The organism is Pantoea sp. (assembly GCF_028283705.1).
In the GTDB taxonomy this organism is placed as follows: domain Bacteria; phylum Pseudomonadota; class Gammaproteobacteria; order Enterobacterales; family Enterobacteriaceae; genus Pantoea.
This window is the reverse complement of record NZ_JAPWKD010000005.1, coordinates 35,948-60,350: the sequence shown is the minus strand read 5'-3', so window position 1 is coordinate 60,350 and position 24,403 is coordinate 35,948. Positions and strand designations below refer to the sequence as shown.

The 24,403-nt window shown below is 51.2% G+C and carries 38 protein-coding genes, 1 tRNA gene, 1 rRNA gene and 1 pseudogene; 35 read left to right on the top strand and 6 right to left on the bottom strand.

Going from position 1 to position 24,403, the window contains the following annotated elements:
* Positions 1-8: 8 nt before the first annotated feature.
* The 27 genes and pseudogenes from rplB to PW844_RS03565 all read left to right on the top strand — a co-directional run bounded on the left by rplB (position 9) and on the right by PW844_RS03565 (position 12,933).
* Positions 9-830: a 50S ribosomal protein L2 gene (gene rplB, locus PW844_RS03695; protein ID WP_084877326.1), complete on the top strand. Its 822-nt coding sequence runs from the start codon at positions 9-11 to the stop codon at positions 828-830.
* Between the two features lie 16 nt (positions 831-846).
* Positions 847-1,125 carry a 30S ribosomal protein S19 gene (rpsS, locus tag PW844_RS03690; RefSeq protein ID WP_001138115.1) on the top strand — a complete coding sequence of 93 codons (279 nt, stop codon included), beginning with the start codon at positions 847-849 and terminating at the stop codon, positions 1,123-1,125.
* A 13-nt stretch (positions 1,126-1,138) separates the two neighbouring features.
* A complete protein-coding gene (rplV, locus tag PW844_RS03685; protein WP_007891659.1) occupies positions 1,139-1,471 on the top strand; it encodes a 50S ribosomal protein L22 in 333 nt (110 codons plus the stop codon).
* Positions 1,472-1,488: 17 nt separating this feature from the next.
* The gene (rpsC, locus tag PW844_RS03680) at positions 1,489-2,187 is read left to right on the top strand and encodes a 30S ribosomal protein S3 (protein ID WP_009087585.1); all 699 of its coding nucleotides are present in this window, start codon (positions 1,489-1,491) and stop codon (positions 2,185-2,187) included.
* A gap of 12 nt (positions 2,188-2,199) precedes the next feature.
* Positions 2,200-2,610: a 50S ribosomal protein L16 gene (gene rplP, locus PW844_RS03675; protein WP_002438716.1), complete on the top strand. Its 411-nt coding sequence runs from the start codon at positions 2,200-2,202 to the stop codon at positions 2,608-2,610.
* Positions 2,610-2,801, top strand: a complete 192-nt coding sequence (gene rpmC, locus PW844_RS03670; protein WP_013510767.1) for a 50S ribosomal protein L29 — start codon at positions 2,610-2,612, stop codon at positions 2,799-2,801. Before rplP ends, rpmC begins: the two co-directional genes overlap by 1 nt.
* Entirely contained in the window at positions 2,801-3,055 is a 255-nt protein-coding gene (rpsQ, locus tag PW844_RS03665) for a 30S ribosomal protein S17 (protein WP_013510766.1), read from the top strand. The genes rpmC and rpsQ overlap by 1 nt, the downstream gene beginning before the upstream one ends.
* Before the next feature lie 169 nt (positions 3,056-3,224).
* A complete protein-coding gene (gene rplN, locus PW844_RS03660; RefSeq protein ID WP_013510765.1) occupies positions 3,225-3,596 on the top strand; it encodes a 50S ribosomal protein L14 in 372 nt (123 codons plus the stop codon).
* A 10-nt stretch (positions 3,597-3,606) separates the two neighbouring features.
* Complete coding sequence (gene rplX, locus PW844_RS03655; RefSeq protein WP_084877324.1) at positions 3,607-3,921, top strand: 50S ribosomal protein L24; 315 nt, start codon at positions 3,607-3,609, stop codon at positions 3,919-3,921.
* A 14-nt stretch (positions 3,922-3,935) separates the two neighbouring features.
* Positions 3,936-4,475, top strand: coding sequence for a 50S ribosomal protein L5 (gene rplE / locus PW844_RS03650; RefSeq protein WP_013510763.1), 540 nt, complete (start codon positions 3,936-3,938; stop codon positions 4,473-4,475).
* 14 nt (positions 4,476-4,489) lie between these two features.
* On the top strand, positions 4,490-4,795 hold the full coding sequence (gene rpsN / locus PW844_RS03645; protein WP_006120592.1) for a 30S ribosomal protein S14: 306 nt from the start codon (positions 4,490-4,492) through the stop codon (positions 4,793-4,795).
* Between the two features lie 32 nt (positions 4,796-4,827).
* On the top strand, positions 4,828-5,220 hold the full coding sequence (gene rpsH / locus PW844_RS03640) for a 30S ribosomal protein S8 (RefSeq protein ID WP_013510762.1): 393 nt from the start codon (positions 4,828-4,830) through the stop codon (positions 5,218-5,220).
* Between the two features lie 12 nt (positions 5,221-5,232).
* Positions 5,233-5,766, top strand: a complete 534-nt coding sequence (gene rplF / locus PW844_RS03635; protein WP_084877321.1) for a 50S ribosomal protein L6 — start codon at positions 5,233-5,235, stop codon at positions 5,764-5,766.
* A 9-nt stretch (positions 5,767-5,775) separates the two neighbouring features.
* Positions 5,776-6,129 carry a 50S ribosomal protein L18 gene (gene rplR, locus PW844_RS03630; protein ID WP_013510760.1) on the top strand — a complete coding sequence of 118 codons (354 nt, stop codon included), beginning with the start codon at positions 5,776-5,778 and terminating at the stop codon, positions 6,127-6,129.
* 14 nt (positions 6,130-6,143) lie between these two features.
* A complete protein-coding gene (rpsE, locus tag PW844_RS03625) occupies positions 6,144-6,644 on the top strand; it encodes a 30S ribosomal protein S5 (protein WP_013510759.1) in 501 nt (166 codons plus the stop codon).
* A 5-nt stretch (positions 6,645-6,649) separates the two neighbouring features.
* Positions 6,650-6,829, top strand: coding sequence for a 50S ribosomal protein L30 (rpmD, locus tag PW844_RS03620; RefSeq protein WP_013510758.1), 180 nt, complete (start codon positions 6,650-6,652; stop codon positions 6,827-6,829).
* Positions 6,830-6,832: 3 nt separating this feature from the next.
* Positions 6,833-7,267, top strand: a complete 435-nt coding sequence (gene rplO, locus PW844_RS03615; protein WP_299447422.1) for a 50S ribosomal protein L15 — start codon at positions 6,833-6,835, stop codon at positions 7,265-7,267.
* 7 nt (positions 7,268-7,274) lie between these two features.
* A complete protein-coding gene (gene secY / locus PW844_RS03610; RefSeq protein ID WP_013510756.1) occupies positions 7,275-8,606 on the top strand; it encodes a preprotein translocase subunit SecY in 1,332 nt (443 codons plus the stop codon).
* Between the two features lie 32 nt (positions 8,607-8,638).
* The gene (rpmJ, locus tag PW844_RS03605; protein WP_004160566.1) at positions 8,639-8,755 is read left to right on the top strand and encodes a 50S ribosomal protein L36; all 117 of its coding nucleotides are present in this window, start codon (positions 8,639-8,641) and stop codon (positions 8,753-8,755) included.
* Positions 8,756-8,901: 146 nt separating this feature from the next.
* Positions 8,902-9,259, top strand: a pseudogene (gene rpsM / locus PW844_RS03600) (30S ribosomal protein S13).
* A 16-nt stretch (positions 9,260-9,275) separates the two neighbouring features.
* Positions 9,276-9,665: a 30S ribosomal protein S11 gene (gene rpsK, locus PW844_RS03595; RefSeq protein ID WP_004160563.1), complete on the top strand. Its 390-nt coding sequence runs from the start codon at positions 9,276-9,278 to the stop codon at positions 9,663-9,665.
* A gap of 32 nt (positions 9,666-9,697) precedes the next feature.
* Complete coding sequence (rpsD, locus tag PW844_RS03590) at positions 9,698-10,318, top strand: 30S ribosomal protein S4 (protein ID WP_013510754.1); 621 nt, start codon at positions 9,698-9,700, stop codon at positions 10,316-10,318.
* Positions 10,319-10,343: 25 nt separating this feature from the next.
* A complete protein-coding gene (gene rpoA / locus PW844_RS03585) occupies positions 10,344-11,333 on the top strand; it encodes a DNA-directed RNA polymerase subunit alpha (protein WP_007891688.1) in 990 nt (329 codons plus the stop codon).
* 40 nt (positions 11,334-11,373) lie between these two features.
* Positions 11,374-11,760 (top strand): 50S ribosomal protein L17, encoded by a 387-nt coding sequence (rplQ, locus tag PW844_RS03580; RefSeq protein WP_003850180.1) that lies wholly within the window; start codon positions 11,374-11,376, stop codon positions 11,758-11,760.
* Between the two features lie 112 nt (positions 11,761-11,872).
* Positions 11,873-12,244, top strand: coding sequence for a DUF1992 domain-containing protein (locus PW844_RS03575; RefSeq protein ID WP_299447406.1), 372 nt, complete (start codon positions 11,873-11,875; stop codon positions 12,242-12,244).
* Between the two features lies 1 nt (position 12,245).
* Positions 12,246-12,683 (top strand): Zn(2+)-responsive transcriptional regulator, encoded by a 438-nt coding sequence (gene zntR, locus PW844_RS03570; RefSeq protein ID WP_299447403.1) that lies wholly within the window; start codon positions 12,246-12,248, stop codon positions 12,681-12,683.
* A gap of 49 nt (positions 12,684-12,732) precedes the next feature.
* Positions 12,733-12,933: an alternative ribosome-rescue factor A gene (locus tag PW844_RS03565; protein ID WP_299447400.1), complete on the top strand. Its 201-nt coding sequence runs from the start codon at positions 12,733-12,735 to the stop codon at positions 12,931-12,933.
* A gap of 37 nt (positions 12,934-12,970) precedes the next feature.
* On the opposite strand, the gene mscL is transcribed toward PW844_RS03565, so the two are convergent.
* The 5 genes from mscL to def form a co-directional block, all read right to left on the bottom strand.
* On the bottom strand, positions 12,971-13,381 hold the full coding sequence (gene mscL, locus PW844_RS03560) for a large-conductance mechanosensitive channel protein MscL (RefSeq protein ID WP_299447397.1): 411 nt from the start codon (positions 13,379-13,381) through the stop codon (positions 12,971-12,973).
* A 114-nt stretch (positions 13,382-13,495) separates the two neighbouring features.
* Positions 13,496-14,872, bottom strand: coding sequence for a Trk system potassium transporter TrkA (gene trkA, locus PW844_RS03555; protein ID WP_084877300.1), 1,377 nt, complete (start codon positions 14,870-14,872; stop codon positions 13,496-13,498).
* Positions 14,873-14,902: 30 nt separating this feature from the next.
* Positions 14,903-16,189 (bottom strand): 16S rRNA (cytosine(967)-C(5))-methyltransferase RsmB, encoded by a 1,287-nt coding sequence (gene rsmB, locus PW844_RS03550; RefSeq protein WP_299447392.1) that lies wholly within the window; start codon positions 16,187-16,189, stop codon positions 14,903-14,905.
* A 48-nt stretch (positions 16,190-16,237) separates the two neighbouring features.
* Entirely contained in the window at positions 16,238-17,182 is a 945-nt protein-coding gene (gene fmt, locus PW844_RS03545) for a methionyl-tRNA formyltransferase (protein ID WP_299447389.1), read from the bottom strand.
* Between the two features lie 21 nt (positions 17,183-17,203).
* Positions 17,204-17,716: a peptide deformylase gene (gene def, locus PW844_RS03540; RefSeq protein ID WP_299447387.1), complete on the bottom strand. Its 513-nt coding sequence runs from the start codon at positions 17,714-17,716 to the stop codon at positions 17,204-17,206.
* 117 nt (positions 17,717-17,833) lie between these two features.
* Here def and dprA point away from each other — a divergent pair, with 117 nt between their 5' ends.
* Genes dprA through PW844_RS03510 form a run of 6 tightly spaced genes read left to right on the top strand, consistent with a single transcriptional unit; the run spans position 17,834 to position 21,621 of the window.
* Positions 17,834-18,958, top strand: coding sequence for a DNA-protecting protein DprA (gene dprA / locus PW844_RS03535; RefSeq protein WP_299447384.1), 1,125 nt, complete (start codon positions 17,834-17,836; stop codon positions 18,956-18,958).
* Complete coding sequence (smg, locus tag PW844_RS03530) at positions 18,930-19,403, top strand: DUF494 family protein Smg (RefSeq protein ID WP_084877288.1); 474 nt, start codon at positions 18,930-18,932, stop codon at positions 19,401-19,403. The genes dprA and smg overlap by 29 nt, the downstream gene beginning before the upstream one ends.
* Before the next feature lie 24 nt (positions 19,404-19,427).
* Positions 19,428-19,982: a topoisomerase DNA-binding C4 zinc finger domain-containing protein gene (locus tag PW844_RS03525; RefSeq protein WP_299447378.1), complete on the top strand. Its 555-nt coding sequence runs from the start codon at positions 19,428-19,430 to the stop codon at positions 19,980-19,982.
* A complete protein-coding gene (tsaC, locus tag PW844_RS03520; RefSeq protein ID WP_299447374.1) occupies positions 19,979-20,554 on the top strand; it encodes an L-threonylcarbamoyladenylate synthase type 1 TsaC in 576 nt (191 codons plus the stop codon). Before PW844_RS03525 ends, tsaC begins: the two co-directional genes overlap by 4 nt.
* A gap of 3 nt (positions 20,555-20,557) precedes the next feature.
* Complete coding sequence (aroE, locus tag PW844_RS03515; RefSeq protein ID WP_299447371.1) at positions 20,558-21,376, top strand: shikimate dehydrogenase; 819 nt, start codon at positions 20,558-20,560, stop codon at positions 21,374-21,376.
* Entirely contained in the window at positions 21,373-21,621 is a 249-nt protein-coding gene (locus PW844_RS03510) for a DUF1488 domain-containing protein (protein WP_299447329.1), read from the top strand. Before aroE ends, PW844_RS03510 begins: the two co-directional genes overlap by 4 nt.
* Here PW844_RS03510 and PW844_RS03505 read toward each other — a convergent pair.
* Positions 21,597-22,151, bottom strand: a complete 555-nt coding sequence (locus PW844_RS03505) for a gamma carbonic anhydrase family protein (RefSeq protein WP_084877274.1) — start codon at positions 22,149-22,151, stop codon at positions 21,597-21,599. The two genes, PW844_RS03510 and PW844_RS03505, sit on opposite strands and share 25 nt — an antisense overlap.
* 466 nt (positions 22,152-22,617) lie before the next feature.
* Here PW844_RS03505 and PW844_RS03500 point away from each other — a divergent pair.
* Positions 22,618-24,159, top strand: a 16S ribosomal RNA gene (locus PW844_RS03500).
* An 89-nt stretch (positions 24,160-24,248) separates the two neighbouring features.
* Positions 24,249-24,323 (top strand) — tRNA-Glu (locus PW844_RS03495).
* Positions 24,324-24,403: the final 80 nt, after the last annotated feature.

Genomic DNA, 24,403 nt, shown 5'->3' with positions numbered 1-24,403 from the left:
GAAAGACAATGGCAGTTGTTAAATGTAAACCGACATCTCCGGGTCGTCGCCACGTAGTTAAAGTGGTGAACCCTGAGCTGCACAAGGGCAAACCATTTGCTCCGCTGGTAGAAAAAAACAGCAAATCCGGTGGTCGTAACAACAATGGTCGTATCACTACCCGTCATATCGGTGGTGGTCATAAGCAGGCTTACCGTATTGTTGACTTCAAACGCAACAAAGATGGTATCCCGGCAGTTGTTGAGCGTCTTGAGTACGATCCGAACCGTTCTGCGAACATCGCACTGGTTCTGTACAAAGATGGCGAACGCCGTTACATCCTGGCCCCTAAAGGCCTGAAAGCTGGCGACCAGGTTCAGTCTGGCGTTGATGCTGCGATCAAAGCAGGTAACACCCTGCCGATGCGTAACATCCCAGTTGGTTCTACCGTGCACAACGTAGAAATGAAACCAGGCAAAGGCGGTCAGATTGCTCGCTCTGCTGGTACTTACGTGCAGATCGTTGCGCGTGAAGGTTCCTACGTTACCCTGCGTCTGCGTTCAGGTGAAATGCGTAAAGTCGAAGCTGACTGCCGCGCAACTCTGGGCGAAGTCGGTAACGCTGAGCACATGCTGCGCGTTCTGGGTAAAGCCGGTGCAACCCGTTGGCGTGGTGTTCGTCCTACCGTTCGCGGTACTGCGATGAACCCAGTCGATCACCCGCACGGTGGTGGTGAAGGTCGTAACTTTGGTAAGCACCCGGTAACGCCGTGGGGCATTCAGACCAAAGGTAAGAAGACCCGTAGCAACAAGCGTACTGATAAATTTATCGTACGTCGCCGTAGCAAATAATTTTAGAGGATAAGCCATGCCACGTTCTCTCAAGAAAGGTCCTTTTATTGACCTGCACTTGCTGAAGAAGGTAGAGAAAGCGGTGGAAAGCGGAGACAAGAAGCCCCTGCGCACCTGGTCCCGTCGTTCAACGATCTTCCCTAACATGATCGGTTTGACCATCGCTGTCCATAATGGTCGTCAGCACGTTCCTGTCTTTGTTTCCGACGAAATGGTCGGCCACAAACTGGGTGAATTTGCACCGACACGTACTTATCGCGGCCATGCTGCAGATAAGAAAGCCAAGAAGAAATAAGTAGGAGGAAGAGATGGAAACTATTGCTCAACATCGCCATGCTCGTTCTTCTGCTCAGAAGGTTCGCCTCGTTGCTGACCTGATTCGCGGTAAGAAAGTGTCGCAGGCTCTGGATATTCTGACTTACACCAACAAGAAAGCGGCTGTACTGGTTAAGAAAGTCCTGGAATCTGCCATTGCTAACGCCGAACACAACGATGGCGCTGATATCGACGATCTGAAAGTTGCGAAAATTTTCGTAGACGAAGGCCCAAGCATGAAGCGCATTATGCCGCGTGCAAAAGGTCGTGCAGATCGCATCCTGAAGCGCACCAGCCACATTACTGTGGTTGTGTCCGATCGCTGAGACTCTGGAGACTAGCAATGGGTCAGAAAGTACATCCTAATGGTATTCGCCTGGGTATTGTAAAACCATGGAACTCTACCTGGTTTGCGAACACCAAAGAATTCGCTGACAACCTGGACAGCGATTTTAAAGTACGTCAGTTCCTGACTAAAGAACTGGCAAAAGCGTCTGTATCTCGCATCGTTATCGAGCGTCCGGCTAAGAGCATCCGTGTGACCATTCACACTGCTCGCCCGGGTATCGTTATCGGTAAGAAAGGTGAAGACGTAGAAAAACTGCGTACGGTCGTCGCGAATATCGCTGGCGTTCCTGCACAGATCAACATCGCTGAAGTCCGTAAACCGGAACTGGACGCAAAACTGGTAGCTGACAGCATCACTTCACAGCTGGAGCGTCGTGTGATGTTCCGTCGTGCTATGAAGCGTGCAGTACAGAACGCCATGCGTCTGGGCGCGAAGGGTATCAAAGTTGAAGTTAGCGGCCGTCTGGGCGGCGCGGAAATCGCACGTACCGAATGGTACCGCGAGGGTCGCGTACCGTTGCACACTCTGCGTGCTGACATTGACTACAACACCTCTGAAGCGCACACCACTTATGGTGTAATCGGCGTTAAGGTATGGATCTTCAAAGGTGAGATCCTGGGTGGTATGGCTGCTGTTGAACAACCGGAACCGGCTGCTCAACCTAAAAAGCAGCAGCGTAAAGGCCGTAAGTAAGGAGAGTCGCTGATGTTACAACCAAAGCGTACGAAATTCCGTAAAGTGCACAAAGGCCGTAACCGCGGTCTGGCGCAGGGTACGGATGTTAGCTTCGGTACTTTCGGTCTGAAAGCTGTTGGCCGTGGTCGTCTGACTGCACGTCAGATCGAAGCAGCACGTCGTGCTATGACCCGTGCAGTTAAGCGTCAAGGTAAGATCTGGATCCGTGTATTCCCGGACAAACCGATCACCGAGAAGCCGCTGGAAGTGCGTATGGGTAAAGGTAAGGGTAACGTGGAGTATTGGGTTGCCCTGATCCAGCCTGGTAAAGTCCTGTATGAAATGGACGGCGTACCGGAAGAGCTGGCCCGTGAAGCATTCAAGCTGGCAGCAGCAAAACTGCCTATCAAAACCACCTTTGTAACTAAGACGGTGATGTAATGAAAGCAACTGAGCTGCGTGAAAAAAGCGTTGAAGAGCTGAACGCTGAGCTGCTTAACCTGCTGCGTGAGCAGTTTAACCTGCGCATGCAAGCAGCATCCGGCCAACTGCAGCAGACCCATCTGCTGAAGAATGTGCGCCGTGATGTTGCACGCGTTAAGACTTTACTGACTGAGAAGGCGGGTTCGTAATGACCGATAAAATCCGTACTCTGCAAGGTCGTGTTGTTAGTGACAAAATGCAGAAATCTGCAGTTGTTGCTATCGAGCGTTTCGTGAAGCACCCGATCTACGGTAAATTCATTAAACGTACGACTAAGCTGCACATCCACGACGAAAACAATGAATGCGGTATCGGTGACGTGGTTGAAATCCGCGAATGCCGTCCGCTGTCCAAGACTAAGTCCTGGACACTTGTTCGCGTTGTAGAGAAAGCGGTTCTGTAATAGAATCCACTTCCTCTAAAAAATAAGATGAACGGCTCTCGCGAGCCGTTCATTTTTTCTACCCATTTGCGAGAACCGGTGTTATAATGCCGCGCCCTCAATTATGGGGCTTTTTAACGACCTGAGGTTTGGGTCCCGAAGTAGTAGTTGACATTAGCGGAGCACTAAAATGATCCAAGAACAGACTATGCTGAACGTCGCCGACAACTCCGGTGCACGTCGCGTAATGTGTATCAAGGTTCTGGGTGGCTCGCACCGTCGCTACGCAGGCGTCGGCGATATCATCAAAGTTACCATCAAGGAAGCAATTCCGCGTGGTAAGGTGAAAAAAGGTGATGTCCTGAAGGCGGTAGTGGTGCGCACCAAGAAGGGTGTTCGTCGCCCGGACGGTTCTGTCATTCGCTTCGATGGCAACTCTTGCGTTATTTTAAACAATAACTCAGAGCAGCCTATCGGAACGCGTATTTTTGGGCCGGTAACTCGTGAACTTCGTACTGAAAAGTTCATGAAAATTATCTCTCTGGCACCAGAAGTACTCTAAGGAGCGAACAATGGCAGCGAAAATCCGTCGTAACGACGAAGTTATCGTGTTGACCGGTAAAGATAAAGGTAAACGCGGTAAAGTAAAGAATGTCCTGACTTCTGGTAAGGTCATCGTTGAAGGTATCAACCTGGTTAAGAAACACTCAAAGCCGGTTCCGGCTCTGAACCAACCGGGTGGCATCGTTGAAAAAGAAGCTGCTATTCAGGTTTCTAACGTTGCAATCTTCAATGCGGCAACCGGCAAGGCTGACCGTGTAGGCTTTAGATTCGAAGAAGGCAAAAAAGTCCGTTTCTTCAAGTCTAATAGCGAAACTATCAAGTAATTTGGAGTAGTACGATGGCGAAACTGCATGATTACTACAAAGACGAAGTAGTCCAGAAACTCATGACTGAGTTCGGCTACAATTCTGTCATGCAAGTCCCTCGGGTCGAGAAGATCACCCTGAACATGGGTGTTGGTGAAGCGATCGCTGACAAGAAACTGCTGGATAACGCAGCAGCTGACCTGGCAGCAATCTCCGGTCAAAAACCGCTGATCACCAAAGCACGCAAATCAGTTGCAGGCTTCAAAATCCGTCAGGGCTATCCGATCGGCTGTAAAGTAACTCTGCGCGGCGAGCGCATGTGGGAGTTCTTTGAGCGCCTGATCACTATTGCTGTACCGCGTATCCGTGACTTCCGTGGCTTGTCCGCGAAGTCTTTCGACGGTCGTGGTAACTACAGCATGGGCGTTCGTGAGCAGATCATCTTCCCAGAAATCGACTACGACAAAGTCGATCGCGTTCGTGGTTTGGATATTACCATTACCACTACTGCGAAATCTGATGATGAAGGCCGTGCTCTGCTGGCTGCCTTTGACTTCCCGTTCCGCAAGTAAGGTAGGGTTACTTCATGGCTAAGCAATCTATGAAAGCACGCGAAGTTAAGCGTGTGAAATTAGCAGACAAGTTCTTCGCAAAACGCGCTGAACTGAAAGCGATCATTTCTGATGTGAACGCTTCTGACGAAGATCGTTGGGATGCCGTTCTCAAGCTGCAGAGTCTGCCGCGTGATTCCAGCCCTTCACGTCAGCGTAACCGCTGCCGTCAAACAGGTCGTCCGCACGGTTTCCTGCGGAAGTTTGGGTTGAGCCGTATCAAGGTCCGTGAAGCCGCAATGCGCGGTGAAATCCCGGGTCTGAAAAAGGCAAGCTGGTAATTGTCACCATTTGAATCACGGGAGTAACACAGATGAGCATGCAAGATCCGATCGCGGATATGCTGACCCGTATCCGTAACGGTCAGGCCGCGAACAAAGTTGCGGTCTCTATGCCTTCCTCCAAGCTGAAAGTGGCGATTGCCAACGTGCTGAAGGAAGAAGGCTATATTCAAGATTTTAAAATCGAAGGCGACATCAAGCCGGAACTGGAACTGACTCTTAAGTATTTCCAGGGTAAAGCTGTTGTAGAAAACATTCAGCGTGTTAGCCGTCCAGGTCTGCGCATCTATAAGAAAAAAGATGAGCTGCCAAAAGTAATGGCTGGTCTGGGCATCGCTGTAATTTCTACATCTAAAGGTGTTATGACTGATCGTGCAGCGCGCCAGGCTGGTCTTGGTGGCGAAATTATCTGCTACGTAGCGTAATCGGAGGAAAACATGTCTCGTGTTGCAAAAGCACCTGTCGTTGTTCCTGCCGGCGTAGAGGTAAAACTCAACGGTCAGGAAGTTTCGATCAAAGGTAAAAACGGCGAGCTGACTCGTACTATCAACCAAGCTGTTGAAGTTAAACAAGCAGACAACACCCTGACTTTCGCTCCGCGCGAAGGTTATGCGGATGGTTGGGCACAGGCAGGTACTGCCCGTGCGCTGCTGAACGGCATGGTTATTGGTGTTACCGAAGGCTTCACCAAGAAGCTGCAATTGGTCGGTGTTGGTTATCGTGCAGCTGTAAAAGGCAACTCTGTGAGTCTGGCCCTGGGCTTCTCTCACCCTGTTGACCATGCACTGCCGGCTGGCATCACTGCCGAATGCCCAACTCAGACTGAAATCGTGCTGAAAGGCGCTGATAAGCAGCTGATTGGTCAGGTTGCAGCTGATCTGCGCGCCTACCGTCGTCCTGAGCCTTACAAAGGCAAGGGTGTTCGTTACGCCGACGAAGTCGTGCGTACCAAAGAGGCTAAGAAGAAGTAAGGTAACACTATGGATAAGAAATCTGCTCGTATCCGTCGTGCGACCCGTGCACGTCGCAAGCTCAAAGAGCTGGGTGCTACTCGCCTGGTGGTACATCGTACCCCGCGTCATATTTACGCACAGGTGATCGCCCCGAACGGTTCCGAAGTTCTGGTTGCTGCTTCTACTGTAGAAAAAGCTATCGCTGAACAACTGAAGTATACCGGTAACAAAGACGCCGCTGCAGCTGTAGGTAAAGCTCTGGCTGAGCGCGCAATCGAAAAAGGCATCAAAGATGTTTCTTTCGACCGTTCCGGTTTCCAATATCATGGTCGCGTCCAGGCACTAGCAGATGCTGCTCGTGAAGCTGGCCTTCAGTTCTAAGGTAGAGGTCTAAGATGGCACACATCGAGAAACAAGCTGGCGAACTGCAGGAAAAACTGATCGCGGTAAACCGTGTTTCTAAAACTGTTAAAGGTGGTCGTATTTTCTCCTTCACAGCTCTGACTGTGGTAGGTGATGGTAACGGTCGCGTCGGTTTTGGTTACGGTAAAGCGCGCGAAGTTCCAGCAGCGATCCAGAAAGCGATGGAAAAAGCCCGTCGCAATATGATTAACGTCGCGCTGACTCACGGCACCCTGCAGCACCCGGTTAAAGGTGCGCACACGGGTTCTCGTGTGTTCATGCAGCCGGCTTCTGAAGGTACCGGTATCATCGCCGGTGGTGCAATGCGCGCCGTTCTGGAAGTCGCTGGAGTTCATAACGTTCTGGCTAAAGCCTATGGTTCCACTAACCCGATCAACGTGGTTCGTGCAACTATCGACGGCCTGGGCAATATGAAGTCTCCGGAAATGGTCGCTGCCAAGCGTGGTAAATCCGTTGAAGAAATTCTGGGGTAATCACCATGGCGAAGACTATTAAAATTACACAAACCCGTAGCTCAATCGGCCGCCTGCCTAAGCACAAAGCCACTCTGGTTGGCCTGGGTCTGCGTCGTATTGGTCACACCGTAGAGCGTGAAGACACGCCGGCTGTACGCGGTATGATCAACGCGATTTCCTACATGCTGAAAGTGGAGGAGTAAGAGATGCGTTTAAACACTCTGTCTCCGGCCGAAGGGTCTAAACACGCTTCTAAGCGTTTGGGTCGTGGTATCGGTTCTGGCCTCGGTAAAACCGGTGGTCGTGGTCACAAAGGTCAGAAGTCTCGTTCTGGCGGTGGCGTACGTCGCGGTTTCGAGGGTGGTCAGATGCCTCTGTACCGTCGTCTGCCGAAATTCGGTTTCACCTCTCGCAAAGCAATGGTCACTGCAGAAGTTCGTCTGTCTGACCTGGCGAAAGTTGAAGGCGGTATCGTTGACCTGAACACGCTGAAAGCAGCAAACATTGTCGGTGTTCAGATTGAATTTGCGAAAGTGATTCTGTCTGGTGAAGTTTCTACACCGGTAACGGTTCGCGGTCTGCGTGTCACCAAAGGTGCTCGTGCTGCAATCGAAGCTGCTGGCGGTAAAATCGAGGAATAAGTAGCAGATGGCAAAGCAACCGGGATTAGATTTTCAAAGTGCCAAAGGTGGCTTTGGTGAACTGAAGCGCAGACTGTTGTTTGTTATCGGTGCACTGATTGTCTTCCGTATTGGCTCTTTTATTCCAATCCCCGGTATCGATGCCACTGTACTTGCCAAACTGCTTGAGCAACAGCGTGGCACCATCATTGAAATGTTCAACATGTTCTCTGGTGGTGCTCTCAGTCGTGCCTCAATCTTTGCACTGGGTATTATGCCGTATATTTCGGCCTCTATTATTATCCAGTTGCTGACGGTGGTTCATCCGGCGTTAGCGGAGATTAAGAAAGAAGGGGAGGCTGGCCGTCGTAAGATTAGCCAGTATACCCGTTATGGCACGCTGGTTTTGGCCGTATTCCAGTCGATCGGTATTGCTACCGGTCTGCCGAATATGCCTGGAATGCAGGGTCTGGTAATTAATCCAGGCTTTGCGTTCTACTTTACCGCTGTTGTAAGTCTGGTTACCGGAACAATGTTCCTGATGTGGCTGGGCGAACAGATTACTGAGCGTGGTATCGGTAACGGTATCTCGATCATTATCTTTGCTGGTATTGTTGCGGGTCTCCCGCCGGCCATTGGCCATACCATCGAGCAAGCGCGGCAAGGCGACCTGCACTTCCTTCTGTTGCTGTTGGTTGCAGTTCTCGTATTTGCAGTGACCTTCTTCGTTGTTTTCGTAGAACGTGGTCAACGCCGAATTGTGGTGAACTACGCTAAGCGTCAGCAAGGTCGTCGAGTTTATGCTGCACAGAGCACACATTTACCGTTGAAAGTGAATATGGCAGGGGTTATCCCGGCAATCTTCGCTTCCAGCATTATCCTGTTCCCGGCGACGATAGCATCCTGGTTCGGGGGCGGTACCGGTTGGAACTGGCTGACAACAATTTCGCTGTATTTGCAGCCAGGACAGCCGCTTTATGTGCTACTCTATGCGACTGCAATCATCTTCTTCTGTTTCTTCTACACGGCGTTGGTTTTCAACCCGCGTGAAACAGCAGATAACCTGAAGAAGTCTGGTGCATTCGTACCGGGAATTCGTCCGGGAGAGCAAACGGCGAAGTACATCGATAAAGTAATGACACGTCTGACCTTAATCGGCGCACTGTATATTACTTTTATCTGCCTGATCCCGGAGTTCATGCGTGATGCCATGAAGGTTCCCTTCTACTTTGGCGGTACTTCACTGCTCATCGTAGTGGTTGTCATCATGGACTTTATGGCTCAAGTGCAAACTCTGATGATGTCGAGTCAGTACGAGTCTGCATTGAAGAAAGCTAACCTGAAAGGCTATGGCCGTTAATTCAGGCGCTTGAGAAGTTACGGAGAGTAAAAATGAAAGTTCGTGCTTCCGTCAAGAAATTATGTCGTAACTGCAAAATCATCCGTCGCGACGGCGTCGTACGTGTGATTTGCAGCGCCGAGCCTAAGCATAAACAGCGCCAGGGCTGATTTTCTCACATATTTTTCTTGCAAAGTCGGGTTGAGCTGGCTAGATTAGCCAGCCAATCTTTTGTATGTCGATGCGTTTCCATTTGAGTATCCTGAAAACGGGCTTTTCAGCATGGTTCGCATTTATTTAATTATAGGAGTGCATAGTGGCCCGTATAGCAGGCATTAACATTCCTGATCAAAAACATACCGTTATCGCATTAACTTCGATTTTCGGTATCGGCAAAACCCGTTCTAAAGCCATTCTGTGCTGAAACGGGCATCGCTGAAAATGTTAAGATCAGTGAGCTGTCTGAAGAACAAATTGATCAGCTGCGTGATGCAGTTGCTAAATTCGTTGTAGAAGGTGATCTGCGCCGTGAAATCACCCTGAGCATCAAGCGTCTGATGGACCTTGGTTGCTACCGTGGTTTGCGCCATCGTCGTGGTCTGCCAGTACGCGGTCAGCGTACCAAGACCAACGCACGTACCCGTAAGGGTCCGCGTAAACCGATCAAGAAATAATCGGGGTGAGTAAATAATGGCAAAGGCACCAGTTCGTGCACGTAAACGTGTAAGAAAGCAAGTCTCAGATGGCGTGGCTCACGTCCATGCTTCTTTTAACAACACCATCGTTACCATTACTGATCGTCAGGGTAACGCACTGGGTTGGGCAACCGCCGGTGGTTCCGGTTTCCGCGGTTCACGTAAATCTACTCCGTTTGCTGCTCAGGTCGCTGCAGAGCGCTGTGCAGAAGCCGTGAAAGATTACGGTATTAAGAACCTGGAAGTTATGGTTAAGGGTCCGGGTCCGGGTCGCGAATCTACTATTCGTGCTCTGAACGCCGCTGGTTTCCGCATCACTAACATTACTGATGTGACTCCGATCCCTCACAACGGTTGTCGTCCGCCGAAAAAACGTCGCGTATAACGCCTCGTTTTTAGGATAGTTGGAGAAAGAAAATGGCAAGATATTTGGGTCCTAAGCTCAAGCTGAGCCGTCGTGAGGGCACTGACTTATTCCTTAAGTCTGGTGTTCGCGCGATCGATTCCAAGTGCAAAATTGAACAAGCCCCTGGTCAGCATGGTGCGCGTAAACCGCGTCTGTCTGATTACGGCGGTCAGTTACGTGAAAAGCAAAAAGTTCGTCGTATCTACGGCGTGCTGGAGCGTCAGTTCCGTAACTACTATAAAGAAGCAGCGCGTCTGAAAGGCAACACCGGTGAAAACCTGTTAGCTCTGCTGGAAGGTCGTCTGGATAACGTAGTTTACCGTATGGGTTTTGGTGCCACTCGTGCAGAAGCACGTCAGCTGGTGAGCCACAAATCTATCCTGGTGAACGGCCGCGTTGTTAACATCGCTTCTTATCAGGTATCTCCGAATGATGTCGTAAGCATCCGTGAGAAAGCCAAAAAGCAATCTCGCGTGAAGGCCGCTCTGGAGCTGGCTGAGCAGCGTGAAAAGCCAACCTGGCTGGAAGTTGATGCGACTAAGATGGAAGGTGTGTTCAAGCGTATTCCTGAGCGTACTGATCTGTCTGCGGACATTAACGAACACCTGATCGTCGAGCTTTACTCTAAGTAAAGCTTAGTACCAAAGAGAGGACACAATGCAGGGTTCTGTGACAGAGTTTCTAAAACCGCGCCTGGTAGATATCGAGCAAGTGAGTTCGACGCACGCCAAGGTGACCCTTGAGCCGTTAGAGCGTGGCTTTGGCCATACTCTTGGTAACGCACTGCGCCGTATTCTGCTTTCTTCCATGCCGGGTTGCGCGGTGACCGAGGTTGAGATTGATGGCGTGCTCCACGAGTACTCCACCAAAGAGGGCGTACAGGAAGATATCCTGGAAATCCTGCTTAACCTGAAAGGGCTGGCGGTAAGAGTTCAGGGTAAAGATGAAGTCATCCTGACCCTGAATAAATCTGGCATTGGCCCTGTGACTGCAGCCGACATTACCCACGACGGTGATGTCGAAATCGTCAAGCCGCAGCATGTGATCTGCCATCTGACCGATGAAAACGCATCTATTAGCATGCGTATCAAAGTTCAGCGTGGTCGTGGTTATGTGCCGGCTTCTGCCCGAATTCATTCGGAAGAAGATGAGCGCCCAATCGGCCGTCTGTTAGTTGACGCATGCTACAGCCCTGTAGACCGTATCGCCTACAATGTTGAAGCAGCGCGTGTTGAACAGCGTACCGACCTGGACAAGCTGGTCATCGAAATGGAAACCAACGGCACAATCGATCCTGAAGAGGCGATTCGTCGTGCGGCAACCATCCTGGCAGAACAACTGGAAGCTTTCGTTGACTTACGTGATGTACGTCAGCCGGAAGTGAAAGAAGAGAAACCAGAATTCGATCCGATCCTGCTGCGCCCTGTTGACGATCTGGAATTGACTGTCCGCTCTGCTAACTGCCTTAAGGCAGAAGCTATCCACTACATCGGTGATCTGGTACAGCGTACCGAGGTTGAGCTGCTTAAAACGCCTAACCTGGGTAAAAAATCTCTTACCGAGATTAAAGACGTGCTGGCCTCACGTGGTCTGTCTCTGGGCATGCGCCTGGAAAACTGGCCGCCGGCAAGCATTGCTGATGAATAACCGGATCACAGGTTAAGGTTTCACTGAGAAGGATAAGGTCATGCGCCATCGTAAGAGTGGTCGTCAACTGAACCGTAACAGCAGCCATCGTCAGGCTATGTTCCGCAACATGGCTGGTTCTCTGGTTCGTCATGAGATCATTAAGACGACTCTGCCGAAAGCCAAAGAGCTGCGTCGCGTAGTTGAGCCGCTGATTACTCTTGCCAAGACCGACAGCGTAGCTAATCGTCGTCTGGCATTCGCCCGCACTCGTGATAACGAGATCGTGGCAAAACTGTTTAACGAGCTGGGCCCGCGTTTTGCGAGCCGTGCCGGTGGTTACACTCGTATTCTGAAGTGTGGCTTCCGTGCTGGTGACAACGCTCCGATGGCATACATCGAGCTGGTTGATCGTCCAGAAGCTCAAGCAGAAGCTGCTGCAGAGTAATTTGCAGTAACGTAAAAGACCCGCTTCGGCGGGTTTTTTATTGCCTGTCGTTTCTTCCCATTTCGCCCCCTTCCGCTATGCTGATGGCTGTTATCCCGATCAGGAGCGACTCATGTGGTTAATTGACCAGCTTGCCGAGCAGCACATTCTAGCTGCTCAGGAAAAAGGTGAACTCAGCAATTTGCCTGGTGAGGGAGCGCCGTTGCAACTCGATGATGAAAGTGGTGTACCTGAAGAACTGCGTACCGGGTATCGGCTGTTAAAAAATGCCGGATTTTTACCGCCAGAATTGGAAATGCGACGTGAAGCCCTGCAAGTTCAGGATCTGCTTCGGGAATTGGATCCTGACGATCATCAGGCGCATGAACTATCGAAACGGTTGAGTTTACTGGAGCTCAAATTACGTCAGGCGGGAATGAGTACCACGTTCCTGCGCGGCGACTATAGCGATGCGATTAAACACCGACTGATGCAGGAGAAATAACATGTACCGTATCGGCCAACTCGCCAAAATGGCAGATGTCACACCTGACACCATTCGTTTTTATGAAAAGCAACACATGATGGATCATGAAGTCAGAACCGAAGGGGGTTTTCGCTTATATAGTGATGACGACCTGCAACGTCTGCGTTTCATCCGTTATGGACGTCAGCTGGGGTTTAGCCTCGATTCTATTCGTGGATTATTATCGATCCGCATCGATCCCGAACATCATACCTGTCAGGAATCTAAAGCTATTGTGGCGAAGCGTCTTGATGAGGTCAGCTCAATGATCGCTGAGTTGCAAACGATCCAGCGTTCGTTGCAACGATTGGCTGAAACCTGCTGCGGCGATTTGCATAGCAGCGCCTGTTGCTCAATCCTTGAAGCCCTGGAGAAGGGAGAAGAACCTCATCCGGAAAATTGCTGTAGTAGAGATTGAATTTGTGGTGCAAAGGCCTATAGTTGCGCAATCACTAACAGGAGGAAATATGAGCCGCTATCAGCACCAAAAAGGTCAGATCAAAGACAACGCTATTGAAGCTCTATTGCACGATCCGCTATTTCGTCAGCGTGTTGAGCAAAATCAGAAAGGGAAAGGTAGTTATCGTCGCAAAGACAAACATGCGAAACGAGGCAACTGGGAGGCCAGTGGTAAGCAAAGCGGTTTACCACTGGCCTTCTGGTTTTAATCATAAAAAAACCGCCTGGTCAGGCGGTTCCTTAGAATCAGATTTTGTTATTTTGTTGCTTGAGCAGGTCACGAATTTCCGTCAGTAACAATTCTTCGTTGGTAGGTTTCGGATCCGGTTTTTCCACTTCTTTCTTTTTATATAATTTATTCATGAGTTTGATGGCGATGAAAATGGCAAGTGCCACGATAACGAAATCAAAAATACTCTGAATAAAGACACCGTATTCCATCACCACGGGTGCTACTGCGCCTTCTGCGGGTTTGAGTACCCATTTGAATTGCTTAAAATCGACCCCGCCGATCAGCAAGCCTAAAGGCGGCATGATGATATTAGCCACCAGTGATGAAACAATCTTACCGAAAGCGGCACCGATAATCACACCAACTGCGAGGTCAACTACGTTGCCACGCATCGCAAAATCACGAAACTCTTTGAAAAAACTCATTGTTATCTCCTTGTCCTGGCCAATGCCTAAAGTTTAACAAACCTTTCTACATTTGCCATTACAACAAGGGATTAAGTTGGATTATCACGGCGGGCAACGGATTGCCCGCAGCGATTACAGGAAGAAGGGGCTTGGCTGGAAGAGCCGTTCGACATCGGGCACAAACTTCTTGTCGGTCAGGAACATAATCACATGATCCCCCTGTTCGACGCGAACGTTGTCATTGGCGATGATAACTTCATCACCACGCACTACGGCACCGATGATAGTACCGGGCGGCAATTTAATATCTTCAATCAGGCGTCCCACTACGCGTGAAGTTGTTTCTTCACCGTGCGCGATCGCTTCGATCGCTTCAGCGATACCACGGCGTAATGATGAGACACCTACAATGTCAGCTTTACGTACATGTCCCAGGAGCGCCGAAATGGTCGCCTGCTGCGGCGAAATGGCAATATCGATCACGCTGCCCTGAACCAGATCAACATAGGCGCGGCGCTGGATCAACACCATGACTTTTTTTGCCCCCATTTTCTTCGCCAGCATGGCGGACATGATGTTGGCTTCATCGTCATTGGTAACAGCAATAAACAGATCGATTTGATCGACATGTTCTTCAGCCAGCAACTCCTGATCGGAGGCATCACCGTAGAATACAATGGTATCCTGCAATTGCTCGGCCAGTTCTGCAGCACGTTGCGGATTTCGCTCGATCAACTTCACGCTGTACTGTTTTTCCAGACGCTGTGCCAGGCCAAAGCCAATATTCCCGCCGCCAACCAGCATGATGCGTTTGTAGGGTTTTTCCAGACGCTGCATCTCGCTCATCACCGCACGAATATGCTGGCTTGCTGCAATAAAGAAGACTTCATCACCTGCTTCAACGATGGTTGAACCCTGCGGACGAATCGGACGATCCTGGCGGAAGATGGCGGCAACACGGGTATCTATATGCGGCATGTGTTCGCGCAAAATGGAAAGCGGATTACCTACCAGTGGCCCACCATAATAGGCTTTGACCACAGCCAGACTCACTTTCCCTTCAGCAAAATTCACCACTTGCAGCGCGCCGGGATATTGGATCAGGCGATAAATATTGTCGATCACCAGCTGTTCTGGCGAAATCAAATGATCGATTGGCACCGCTTCGGGTACAAATAGCTTTTCGGCATCACGCAGATAATCGGCTGCACGAATACGGGCAATACGGTTTGGCGTATTGAAAAGCGAATAAGCGATCTGACAAGCGATCATATTGGTTTCGTCCGAGCTGGTCACCGCAACCAACATATCGGCATCCTCGGCCCCTGCTTCGCGCAGAATGCGTGGATGAGATCCATGACCATGCACCACGCGCAGATCAAATTTGTCCTGCAACTGACGCAAACGGGTGGGATCGCTATCCACCACGGTAATGTCGTTGTTTTCACCCACCAGGTTTTCTGCGAGGGTTCCGCCGACCTGTCCGGCACCGAGGATAATAATTTTCATCGCGATGAGCTCTTGTCAGAATGCGCCGTATTATTTTTTCATCAACTTAGCGTAGAAGAAACCATCTCCGCCATCTGTGCTGGGAAATACCTGCCAGCCATTTTCCTGGCCCTGAGGCAATGCCTCAGCTATTGCATCGGGATGGGCAGCCAGGAATGTGCTGATTTGCTGATGGTTTTCTTCCGGCAGGATCGAACAGGTGGCGTAAAGCAGTGTGCCCCCACTTTTCAGCCGTGACCATACCGCTGCGAGAATTTCACGTTGCAGGCTGGCCAGTTCGGCGATATCCCGATCGCGTCGCAGCCATTTAATATCGGGGTGGCGACGAATCACGCCGGTTGCCGAACAGGGGGCATCCAACAGAATACGGTCAAATTGCTTATCGCCACACCATTGTGCCGGAGTACGGCCGTCTCCCTGGCGCACATCCGCCTGCATGCCGAGGCGTTGCAGATTGTCCTTTACGCGTACCAGACGTTGTTCATCAATATCGACGGCTAACACCTGCGCCTGTGGTGCGATTTCAAGGATATGGGTGGTTTTTCCGCCTGGTGCCGCACAAAGGTCGAGAATGGTTTCGCCATTTTGCGGCTCAAGCAACAAGGCACAGCGTTGTGCGGATAAATCCTGAACCGTTACCCAGCCCTGATCGAAACCGGGCAACTGCCCGACTGGAGCTGGAGCTTCCAGACGTAGTGAATCAGGGGCATCCCCCGGGAAAGCATTCTTTTCTGCCTGCTCAAGCAATGCCAGCCATGCGTCACGAGAATGATGTTGACGGTTGACGCGCAGCCACATTGGCGGGCGCTGATTATTCGCTTCAACAATCTGCTCCCACTGCTCAGGCCATGCGGTTTGCAAACGTTTAAGCAACCAGCCGGGATGCAAATAGCGCTGCGTACCCTGATCCACTTCCGCTACCAGCGTTTCCTGCTGACGCTGGAACTGGCGCAATACACCATTGAGCAAACCTTTCAGGTTAGCGCGCTTCAGCACTTCAGCACCGGCCACGGTTTCCGCCAGTGCAGCATGGGGCGGTATGCGGGTATAAAGCAACTGATACAGTCCGACCATAATCAGATAATGGAGAACACGCTGCTTACCGGTTAAGGGGCGCTCCATTAGCTTGCCAATTAACGCTTCAAGCTGTGGCAAGGTACGCATCACCCCAAAGCAGAGCTCCTGCAATAACGCAGCGTCTTTATCGGACAGCGCTTTTTGCGCACCAGGCAGAATAGCGCTAAGCGACTCGCCTTTATCCACTACGCGTTCAATTAATTGCGCGGCCAGGCTACGCAGGTTTGTCGTTTTTTTCATGCGATTCATTCATCAAACAAAAAGCCCGGTGTTAACCGGGCTATGGGATCAGGCCAGAATACTGCCAGGAGTGAACCATTCACGGCGTGAGTTAAGCAAATCCTGTGCGGACATGGCTTTTTTACCGGCAGGCTGTAGCGAAAGCAAATTCAGAACACCATCAGCCGTCGCAATCTGAATGCCCTGCTTATCGGCATGAAGTATTTCACCGGGCTGTTTTGCCTGATGCGGTAACACACTGGCTTGCCAGACTTTCACGGGTTGATCATCTACTATGAAATAGCTCATTGGCCAAGGGTTGAATGCGCGAATACAGCGTTCAAGTTGTGCGGCAGAAAGCGTCCAGTCGAGGCGGGCTTCTTCTTTGCTCAGCTTCTCGGCGTAGCTGACCAGCGCTTCGTCCTGTTTTTCCGGTTGTAAGCTGCCGTTTGCCAGTTGCTCCAGCGTCTTCAGCATTCCTACAGGGCCGAGTTGCGCTAATTTGTCATACAGCGTGGCACTGGTGTCATGTTCGGTAATCGGGCAGGCGAGTTTATACAGCATGTCACCGGTATCCAGGCCCACATCCATCTGCATAATGGTTACGCCGGTTTCGGCATCGCCAGCCCAGAGCGAACGTTGAATTGGGGCGGCGCCACGCCAGCGCGGCAGCAGAGAACCGTGAACATTGATACAACCCAGACGCGGCATATCCAGCACGGCTTTTGGCAGAATCAGCCCATAGGCCACCACCACCATTACATCAGCTTGCAGGTCAGCGACCAGATGCTGGTTCTCTGCTGGTTTTAATGATTTCGGCTGAAAAACCGGAACGTCATGAGCCTGTGCCAGAACTTTTACCGGGCTGGGTGTGAGTTTGTTGCCACGGCCGGCAGGGCGATCGGGCTGCGTAAAGACGCCAACCACCTGATGCTCAGAAGCAAGCAACGCGTCAAGATGACGCGCTGCAAAGTCAGGTGTACCGGCAAAAATGATTTTTAGCGGTGCAGACACAGTTTAACCTTCTATTTGCACTCAGGATGCGCGTGCATTCTGGCGTGCCAGTTTTTCCAGTTTCTGTTTAATGCGCTGACGTTTCAGCGGGGACAGATAATCAATAAAGAGTTTGCCATCGAGATGGTCGATTTCGTGCTGAATGCAGATCGCCAGCAAGCCATCAGTTTCCAGCTCGAAAGTGTTACCGTCACGATCTTGCGCACGCACTTTTACCCACTCAGCGCGCGGCACAAAAGCACGTTGTTCCGGGATGGAGAGACAGCCTTCTTCGATGCCGGTTTCGCCACCTTTTTCCAGCAACTCTGGGTTAATCAACACCAGGCGATCTTCGCGGCTTTCCGACACATCAATCACGATAATGCGCTGATGAATATCAACCTGAGTCGCTGCAAGGCCAATGCCTTCTTCAGCGTACATCGTTTCAAACATGTCATCGACGATGCGTTGCACGCCAGCATCAACGGTTTTCACCGGTGCTGCGATTTTGCGAAGACGGTCATCAGGGTAATGTAATACCTGCAAAACTGACATAAATTTCCAGATCTGTATGCGTTAAAGAAAAGATTACTACCTCATATTGTAGACTTTTTGGGGCCTGATTGACAGCATTGCACCGCATGATGGCACCGGCTGAACAGGGAGTGAGGCGTGGACAAAATTGAGTGGAAGCTCAGGCTGGCAAATGTGAAAGGACTCAGTGGGCAGCAGATCCGCCATCTGGCGGAAAGGCTGCAAACTACCGGGCATATGGATGATGATTTGATGACGTCGCAGCGACTGAGTGAAACGCAGCGAAAACAATTTCATACGCTATGCTCACGGCAGCTTTTACGCACTCGCCAGTGGCTGGAGAATCCACAACATCAGCTGCTTTCGGTGCTGGACAGCGATTTTCCCCCTGCGCTGGCTGAGATCAGTCGTTTTCCTTCGCTATTGTATGTAATGGGGAATGTCGCAGCGTTACATACGCCACAACTCGCGGTGGTTGGGAGCCGTCATTGCTCTCATTATGGAAGCGAGTGGGGAAGCTATTTCGCACAGCAACTGGCGGCGAATGGATTGACCATCACCAGCGGTCTGGCGCGGGGGATTGATGGCATTGCTCATCGGGCGGCGCTGAATGCATCTGGTAAAACCATTGCAGTGCTGGGCTGCGGGCTGAAACATATCTATCCAAAAAGTCATCAACAGCTGGCACAGGATATCGTGAACAATGGCGGTGCTCTGGTTTCGGAGTTTCCTCTGGAAATGGCTCCGTATGCGGTAAATTTCCCGCGTCGCAATCGTATTATCAGCGGGCTAAGTCTCGGAGTGCTGGTAGTAGAAGCCTCATTCAAAAGCGGTTCACTGGTGACGGCGCGTTATGCACTGGAACAAAACCGTAATGTCTATGCCTTGCCCGGTGCATTAGGTAACGCAGGCAGTGAAGGGACGCACTGGTTAATCCAGCAGGGCGCGTTGCTGGTTGTGCATCCTGATAATATTCTCGAAGACCTGCGTTCCACGCTGCATTGGCTACCTGCAACAACCTCAGAAACAATATATTCACAAGACAGTGACGATGTTCCATTGCCATTTGCAGACGTGTTGGCTAACGTAGGTGATGAGGTTACACCTGTTGACGTCGTCGCTGAACGTGCCGGCCAACCTGTGCCAGTTATCTCAGCCCAGTTGCTGGAGCTGGAGTTAGCAGGATGGATCGCAGCTGTACCCGGCGGCTATGTCCGATTGAGGAGGGCATGCCATGTTCGACGTACTTATGTACTTGTTTGAGACCTATATCCACAACGAAGCCGAAATGCGCGTTGATCAGGATAAATTGACCGATGATTTAACGGATGCCGGTTTTCATCGTGAAGATATCTACAATGCGTTGAATTGGCTTGAGAGACTGGCGGATTATCAGGAAGGTTTAGTTGCGCCAGTGTTGCTGGCGAACGATCCGCTCTCAATGCGAATCTACACGGAGGAAGAGAGCCTGCGTCTGGATGCCGAATGTCGTGGTTTTATTCTGTTCCTGGAACAAATCCAGGTGCTGAATATGGAAACTCGCGAAATGGTTATCGAACGTGTGATGGCCCTTGATACCCTCGAATTCGATCTGGAAGATCTCAAATGGGTGGTGCTGATGGTGTTGTTTAACATCCCAGGATGCGAAAATGCTTATCAGCAAATGGAAGAACTGTTATTCGACGTCAATGAAGGTATGCTGCATTAATTTGCGCTTGATGCATCGGGTTATATGAGTAAATCAGCACTATTTACCGTGCGTAAACATGATCCCTGCCCCGCTTGCGGGGCAGATTTAGTGATACGTGCCGGCAAACATGGTCCATTTCTTGGCTGTGCCAACTTTCCTGCCTGCGAGTATATCCGCCCGCTGAAAAACCAGGGCGATGGCCATATCGTTAAAGTCCTGGAAGGCCATGCCTGTCCGCAATGCGGCGCTGATAAAGTGCTTCGTCAGGGACGCTTTGGCATGTTTGTTGGCTGCAGCCACTATCCAGAATGTGATTATACTGAAACGATTGATAAGCCTGACGAGACGGCTATCGCCTGTCCACAGTGCCAAAGCGGGAAGCTGGTTCAGCGCCGTTCGCGCTATGGTAAGACATTCCACTCCTGCGATCGTTATCCGGACTGCCAGTTTGCGCTGAATGCGACGCCTGTTGAGGGTGTCTGCCCGCACTGCCAGTTCCCTCTATTAATTGAAAAGAAAACCGCGCAGGGCAAGAAACGTTTCTGCGCCAGTAAGCGCTGCGGTAAACCCGTTGTGCAGGACAATGAATTACCATGACGCAAAATCACTCTTCAGCGGAAAATCTGGATTTCTGTATTCAACAGTTGCAGCAACATGCGGTGATCGCCTATCCCACAGAGGCGGTCTTTGGTCTGGGATGTGACCCGGACAGCGAAAGGGCTGTAATGTCATTACTGGCGCTGAAACAGCGGCCAGTCGAAAAAGGGTTGATCCTGATTGCGGCCGATTATGCTCAGCTGGAACCCTACGTTGCCGATCAGGAGCTTTCCGTGGTGCAGCGTGAACGTATGTTTGCCTGCTGGCCGGGGCCGGTCACGTTTGTCGTACCGGCATCACCGCATACGCCACGGTGGCTGAGTGGACGTTTTGACTCACTGGCGATTCGCGTTAGCGACCATCCTGATGTGCAGGCGCTGTGTCAGCGCTTCGGTAAACCGCTGGTTTCAACCAGTGCCAATCTTTCAGGCGAGACGCCATGTCGCACCGTTGCCGAAGTCGCTCAGCAATTTGGTGCTGAGTTTCCGGTATTAGCGGGTGAAACGGGCGGACGTCTTAATCCTTCTGAAATCCGCGACGTTATCAGCGGCGAACTTATCCGTCAGGGCTAATTTATGGAAAACTTTGCCGTTTTTGGTAACCCGATTGAACATAGTAAGTCACCTTTTATCCATCGTTTATTCGCAGAGCAAACGGGAATTGAACACCATTATGGTCGCGTATGCGCACCACTGGATGGTTTCCCGCAGGCGATCAGCGAGTTCTTTTCGGCGGGTGGGAAAGGGGCCAATGTGACGTTGCCCTTCAAAGAGCAGGCGTGGGAGTTTGCTGATGAACTCAGCGAGCGTGCTGCGCTCTCTGGGGCGGTCAATACGTTAAAGAAGGATGCGCAGGGGCAGATCCTGGGCGACAACACGGATGGCATCGGCTTACTGAGCGATCTTGAGCGGCTTAAAATGATCCGCCCCGGCGATCGGGTATTGCTGGTGGGAGCAGGGGGAGCCGCACGCGGCGTGATTTTGCCACTGCTCTCATTAGGGTGTGCGCTGACAGTGACGAATCGTACGGTTGAAAAGGCGGAGCTGCTTGCGGATATTTTCCAGCATAGTGGGGCCATTCATGCCTGCAGTTTTACTTCTCTGGCCGGCCAGTCGTTTGATCTGATAATCAATGCCACTTCCAGCGGTGTGAAAGGCGATGTGCCGCCACTGCCCATTTCATTGATTTCTCAACATACGCGCTGTTATGACATGTTTTACCAGCCGGGTCTGACGCCGTTTTTACTTTGGTGCCAGCAACAGGGAAGTCAACAACTCGCCGATGGATTGGGTATGCTGGTGGGGCAGGCAGCGCATGCTTTTCAGTTATGGCATGGTGTGATGCCTGAGATCACGCCCGTCATTGCGCAATTAAAGCAGGTAATGCAGCCGTGAATCAGGCGATTCAGTTTCCTGATCGGGAAGATTGGGATCAAAACCGACAAGCGGTATGTTTTCCGGCGATGGTGAATGGCATGGGGCTGATGTGCGCGATCTCTCTTCAGGCATTGCATGACAGATTCGGTGAGGGAGAAGCGATGGCGCTGTTTAGCGCTCATCGCTGGGATCTGGAAGACGAGGCCGAGCAACTTATCCGTAATGATGAAGTTGATCATCAGGGCTGGGTCTGGCTTTCCTGAGCGAGATAATCATTTTTCCAGCCAACATAGTTGTTTGCTGAGTAACGAAGGCCCTCTATCTCGGCTTCATTAAGCGGGCGAATTTGTTTCACCGGGCTGCCTAAATACAGGTAGCCACTTTCCAGACGCTTGCCGGGTGGGACGAGGCTACCTGCACCAATCATCACATCCTCTTCTACTATTACGCCATCCAGCAGAATCGATCCCATGCCAACCAGGACGCGATCGCCAATGGTGCAGCCATGTAGCATAGCTTTGTGGCCCACCGTAACATCTTCGCCAATCACCAGAGGGTAACCCGCCGGATTGCTGGCTGACTTATGCGTCACATGGAGGACACTGCCATCCTGGATATTGGTTCGTGCGCCAATCATCACCTGATTCACGTCACCGCGAATAGCAACCAGTGGCCAGATACTGACATCGTCTCCTAATACAACATCGCCAACCACAACACTGCTTTTATCGATCATGACGCGATCGCCAGTTTGCGGGTAGCTGCTTTTATAGGGACGTAAGGCTGTGGACATGATCTTTCTCCTTTTACTCATTTATGCCTAGCCTGAGCGCGATCGGTGCGTCAGACAAGCTAATTATTGAGCGGATCGTTCGTGATCCCAGCAGAAAGGATGAAAACTCACCAGTTGAATCAAAAGATCGAAAAAAGGGGTTGTGCAAAAAAATCGGATCCCTATAATGCGCCTCCACTGACACGGCAAAGCGGCAACGCAGACGGTCAGAAAGGGACGAAGTGATTCATCCCGCCGGAGAAAATCGCTGAAAAAAGTGATTGACTCTGAAGGAGGAAAGCGTAATATACGCCACCTCGCGACAGACGGTTAACCCGCTGCTCGCACTGCTCTTTAACAATTTATCAGACAATCTGTGTGGGCACTCGCAGGATTGATATCAAAAGTCTACGGACTTAAAAAATATCAAGTCTCAAGAGTGAACACGTAATTCATTACGAAGTTTAATTCTTTGAGCATCAAACTTAAATTGAAGAGTTTGATCATGGCTCAGATTGAACGCTGGCGGCAGGCCTAACACATGCAAGTCGAACGGTAGCACAGAGGAGCTTGCTCCTTGGGTGACGAGTGGCGGACGGGTGAGTAATGTCTGGGGATCTGCCCGATGGAGGGGGATAACTACTGGAAACGGTAGCTAATACCGCATAACGTCGCAAGACCAAAGTGGGGGACCTTCGGGCCTCACACCATCGGATGAACCCAGATGGGATTAGCTAGTAGGTGGGGTAACGGCTCACCTAGGCGACGATCCCTAGCTGGTCTGAGAGGATGACCAGCCACACTGGAACTGAGACACGGTCCAGACTCCTACGGGAGGCAGCAGTGGGGAATATTGCACAATGGGCGCAAGCCTGATGCAGCCATGCCGCGTGTATGAAGAAGGCCTTCGGGTTGTAAAGTACTTTCAGCGGGGAGGAAGGGTGTGAAGTGAATAGCTTCATGCATTGACGTTACCCGCAGAAGAAGCACCGGCTAACTCCGTGCCAGCAGCCGCGGTAATACGGAGGGTGCAAGCGTTAATCGGAATTACTGGGCGTAAAGCGCACGCAGGCGGTCTGTCAAGTCGGATGTGAAATCCCCGGGCTTAACCTGGGAACTGCATTCGAAACTGGCAGGCTGGAGTCTCGTAGAGGGGGGTAGAATTCCAGGTGTAGCGGTGAAATGCGTAGAGATCTGGAGGAATACCGGTGGCGAAGGCGGCCCCCTGGACGAAGACTGACGCTCAGGTGCGAAAGCGTGGGGAGCAAACAGGATTAGATACCCTGGTAGTCCACGCCGTAAACGATGTCGACTTGGAGGTTGTGCCCTTGAGGCGTGGCTTCCGGAGCTAACGCGTTAAGTCGACCGCCTGGGGAGTACGGCCGCAAGGTTAAAACTCAAATGAATTGACGGGGGCCCGCACAAGCGGTGGAGCATGTGGTTTAATTCGATGCAACGCGAAGAACCTTACCTGGCCTTGACATCCACGGAATTTGGCAGAGATGCCTTAGTGCCTTCGGGAACCGTGAGACAGGTGCTGCATGGCTGTCGTCAGCTCGTGTTGTGAAATGTTGGGTTAAGTCCCGCAACGAGCGCAACCCTTATCCTTTGTTGCCAGCGATTCGGTCGGGAACTCAAAGGAGACTGCCGGTGATAAACCGGAGGAAGGTGGGGATGACGTCAAGTCATCATGGCCCTTACGGCCAGGGCTACACACGTGCTACAATGGCGCATACAAAGAGAAGCGACCTCGCGAGAGCAAGCGGACCTCATAAAGTGCGTCGTAGTCCGGATTGGAGTCTGCAACTCGACTCCATGAAGTCGGAATCGCTAGTAATCGTAGATCAGAATGCTACGGTGAATACGTTCCCGGGCCTTGTACACACCGCCCGTCACACCATGGGAGTGGGTTGCAAAAGAAGTAGGTAGCTTAACCTTCGGGAGGGCGCTTACCACTTTGTGATTCATGACTGGGGTGAAGTCGTAACAAGGTAACCGTAGGGGAACCTGCGGTTGGATCACCTCCTTACCTGAAGATACCTTCCTTCGAAGTGCTCACACAGATTGTCTGATGAAAACGTAATGAGCAAGACGGCTGCGAAGTCGTGACACATTCGTGTCCCCTTCGTCTAGCGGTTAGGACTCCGCCCTTTCACGGCGGCAACAGGGGTTCGAATCCCCTAGGGGACGCCACTTGCTTGGTGACAGGTGAAAGGTGTCGCTGCTCAGTATCTCAAAACTGGCTTACGAGTCACGTTTGAGATATTTGCTCT

Coding starts and splice junctions, on each gene's coding strand:
- rplB (WP_084877326.1), top strand. CDS start 9: ATGGCAGTTGTTAAATGTAAACCGACATCTCCGGGTCGTCGCCACGTA.
- rpsS (WP_001138115.1), top strand. CDS start 847: ATGCCACGTTCTCTCAAGAAAGGTCCTTTTATTGACCTGCACTTGCTG.
- rplV (WP_007891659.1), top strand. CDS start 1,139: ATGGAAACTATTGCTCAACATCGCCATGCTCGTTCTTCTGCTCAGAAG.
- rpsC (WP_009087585.1), top strand. CDS start 1,489: ATGGGTCAGAAAGTACATCCTAATGGTATTCGCCTGGGTATTGTAAAA.
- rplP (WP_002438716.1), top strand. CDS start 2,200: ATGTTACAACCAAAGCGTACGAAATTCCGTAAAGTGCACAAAGGCCGT.
- rpmC (WP_013510767.1), top strand. CDS start 2,610: ATGAAAGCAACTGAGCTGCGTGAAAAAAGCGTTGAAGAGCTGAACGCT.
- rpsQ (WP_013510766.1), top strand. CDS start 2,801: ATGACCGATAAAATCCGTACTCTGCAAGGTCGTGTTGTTAGTGACAAA.
- rplN (WP_013510765.1), top strand. CDS start 3,225: ATGATCCAAGAACAGACTATGCTGAACGTCGCCGACAACTCCGGTGCA.
- rplX (WP_084877324.1), top strand. CDS start 3,607: ATGGCAGCGAAAATCCGTCGTAACGACGAAGTTATCGTGTTGACCGGT.
- rplE (WP_013510763.1), top strand. CDS start 3,936: ATGGCGAAACTGCATGATTACTACAAAGACGAAGTAGTCCAGAAACTC.
- rpsN (WP_006120592.1), top strand. CDS start 4,490: ATGGCTAAGCAATCTATGAAAGCACGCGAAGTTAAGCGTGTGAAATTA.
- rpsH (WP_013510762.1), top strand. CDS start 4,828: ATGAGCATGCAAGATCCGATCGCGGATATGCTGACCCGTATCCGTAAC.
- rplF (WP_084877321.1), top strand. CDS start 5,233: ATGTCTCGTGTTGCAAAAGCACCTGTCGTTGTTCCTGCCGGCGTAGAG.
- rplR (WP_013510760.1), top strand. CDS start 5,776: ATGGATAAGAAATCTGCTCGTATCCGTCGTGCGACCCGTGCACGTCGC.
- rpsE (WP_013510759.1), top strand. CDS start 6,144: ATGGCACACATCGAGAAACAAGCTGGCGAACTGCAGGAAAAACTGATC.
- rpmD (WP_013510758.1), top strand. CDS start 6,650: ATGGCGAAGACTATTAAAATTACACAAACCCGTAGCTCAATCGGCCGC.
- rplO (WP_299447422.1), top strand. CDS start 6,833: ATGCGTTTAAACACTCTGTCTCCGGCCGAAGGGTCTAAACACGCTTCT.
- secY (WP_013510756.1), top strand. CDS start 7,275: ATGGCAAAGCAACCGGGATTAGATTTTCAAAGTGCCAAAGGTGGCTTT.
- rpmJ (WP_004160566.1), top strand. CDS start 8,639: ATGAAAGTTCGTGCTTCCGTCAAGAAATTATGTCGTAACTGCAAAATC.
- rpsK (WP_004160563.1), top strand. CDS start 9,276: ATGGCAAAGGCACCAGTTCGTGCACGTAAACGTGTAAGAAAGCAAGTC.
- rpsD (WP_013510754.1), top strand. CDS start 9,698: ATGGCAAGATATTTGGGTCCTAAGCTCAAGCTGAGCCGTCGTGAGGGC.
- rpoA (WP_007891688.1), top strand. CDS start 10,344: ATGCAGGGTTCTGTGACAGAGTTTCTAAAACCGCGCCTGGTAGATATC.
- rplQ (WP_003850180.1), top strand. CDS start 11,374: ATGCGCCATCGTAAGAGTGGTCGTCAACTGAACCGTAACAGCAGCCAT.
- PW844_RS03575 (WP_299447406.1), top strand. CDS start 11,873: ATGTGGTTAATTGACCAGCTTGCCGAGCAGCACATTCTAGCTGCTCAG.
- zntR (WP_299447403.1), top strand. CDS start 12,246: ATGTACCGTATCGGCCAACTCGCCAAAATGGCAGATGTCACACCTGAC.
- PW844_RS03565 (WP_299447400.1), top strand. CDS start 12,733: ATGAGCCGCTATCAGCACCAAAAAGGTCAGATCAAAGACAACGCTATT.
- mscL (WP_299447397.1), bottom strand. CDS start 13,381: ATGAGTTTTTTCAAAGAGTTTCGTGATTTTGCGATGCGTGGCAACGTA.
- trkA (WP_084877300.1), bottom strand. CDS start 14,872: ATGAAAATTATTATCCTCGGTGCCGGACAGGTCGGCGGAACCCTCGCA.
- rsmB (WP_299447392.1), bottom strand. CDS start 16,189: ATGAAAAAAACGACAAACCTGCGTAGCCTGGCCGCGCAATTAATTGAA.
- def (WP_299447387.1), bottom strand. CDS start 17,716: ATGTCAGTTTTGCAGGTATTACATTACCCTGATGACCGTCTTCGCAAA.
- smg (WP_084877288.1), top strand. CDS start 18,930: ATGTTCGACGTACTTATGTACTTGTTTGAGACCTATATCCACAACGAA.
- PW844_RS03525 (WP_299447378.1), top strand. CDS start 19,428: ATGAGTAAATCAGCACTATTTACCGTGCGTAAACATGATCCCTGCCCC.
- tsaC (WP_299447374.1), top strand. CDS start 19,979: ATGACGCAAAATCACTCTTCAGCGGAAAATCTGGATTTCTGTATTCAA.
- aroE (WP_299447371.1), top strand. CDS start 20,558: ATGGAAAACTTTGCCGTTTTTGGTAACCCGATTGAACATAGTAAGTCA.
- PW844_RS03505 (WP_084877274.1), bottom strand. CDS start 22,151: ATGTCCACAGCCTTACGTCCCTATAAAAGCAGCTACCCGCAAACTGGC.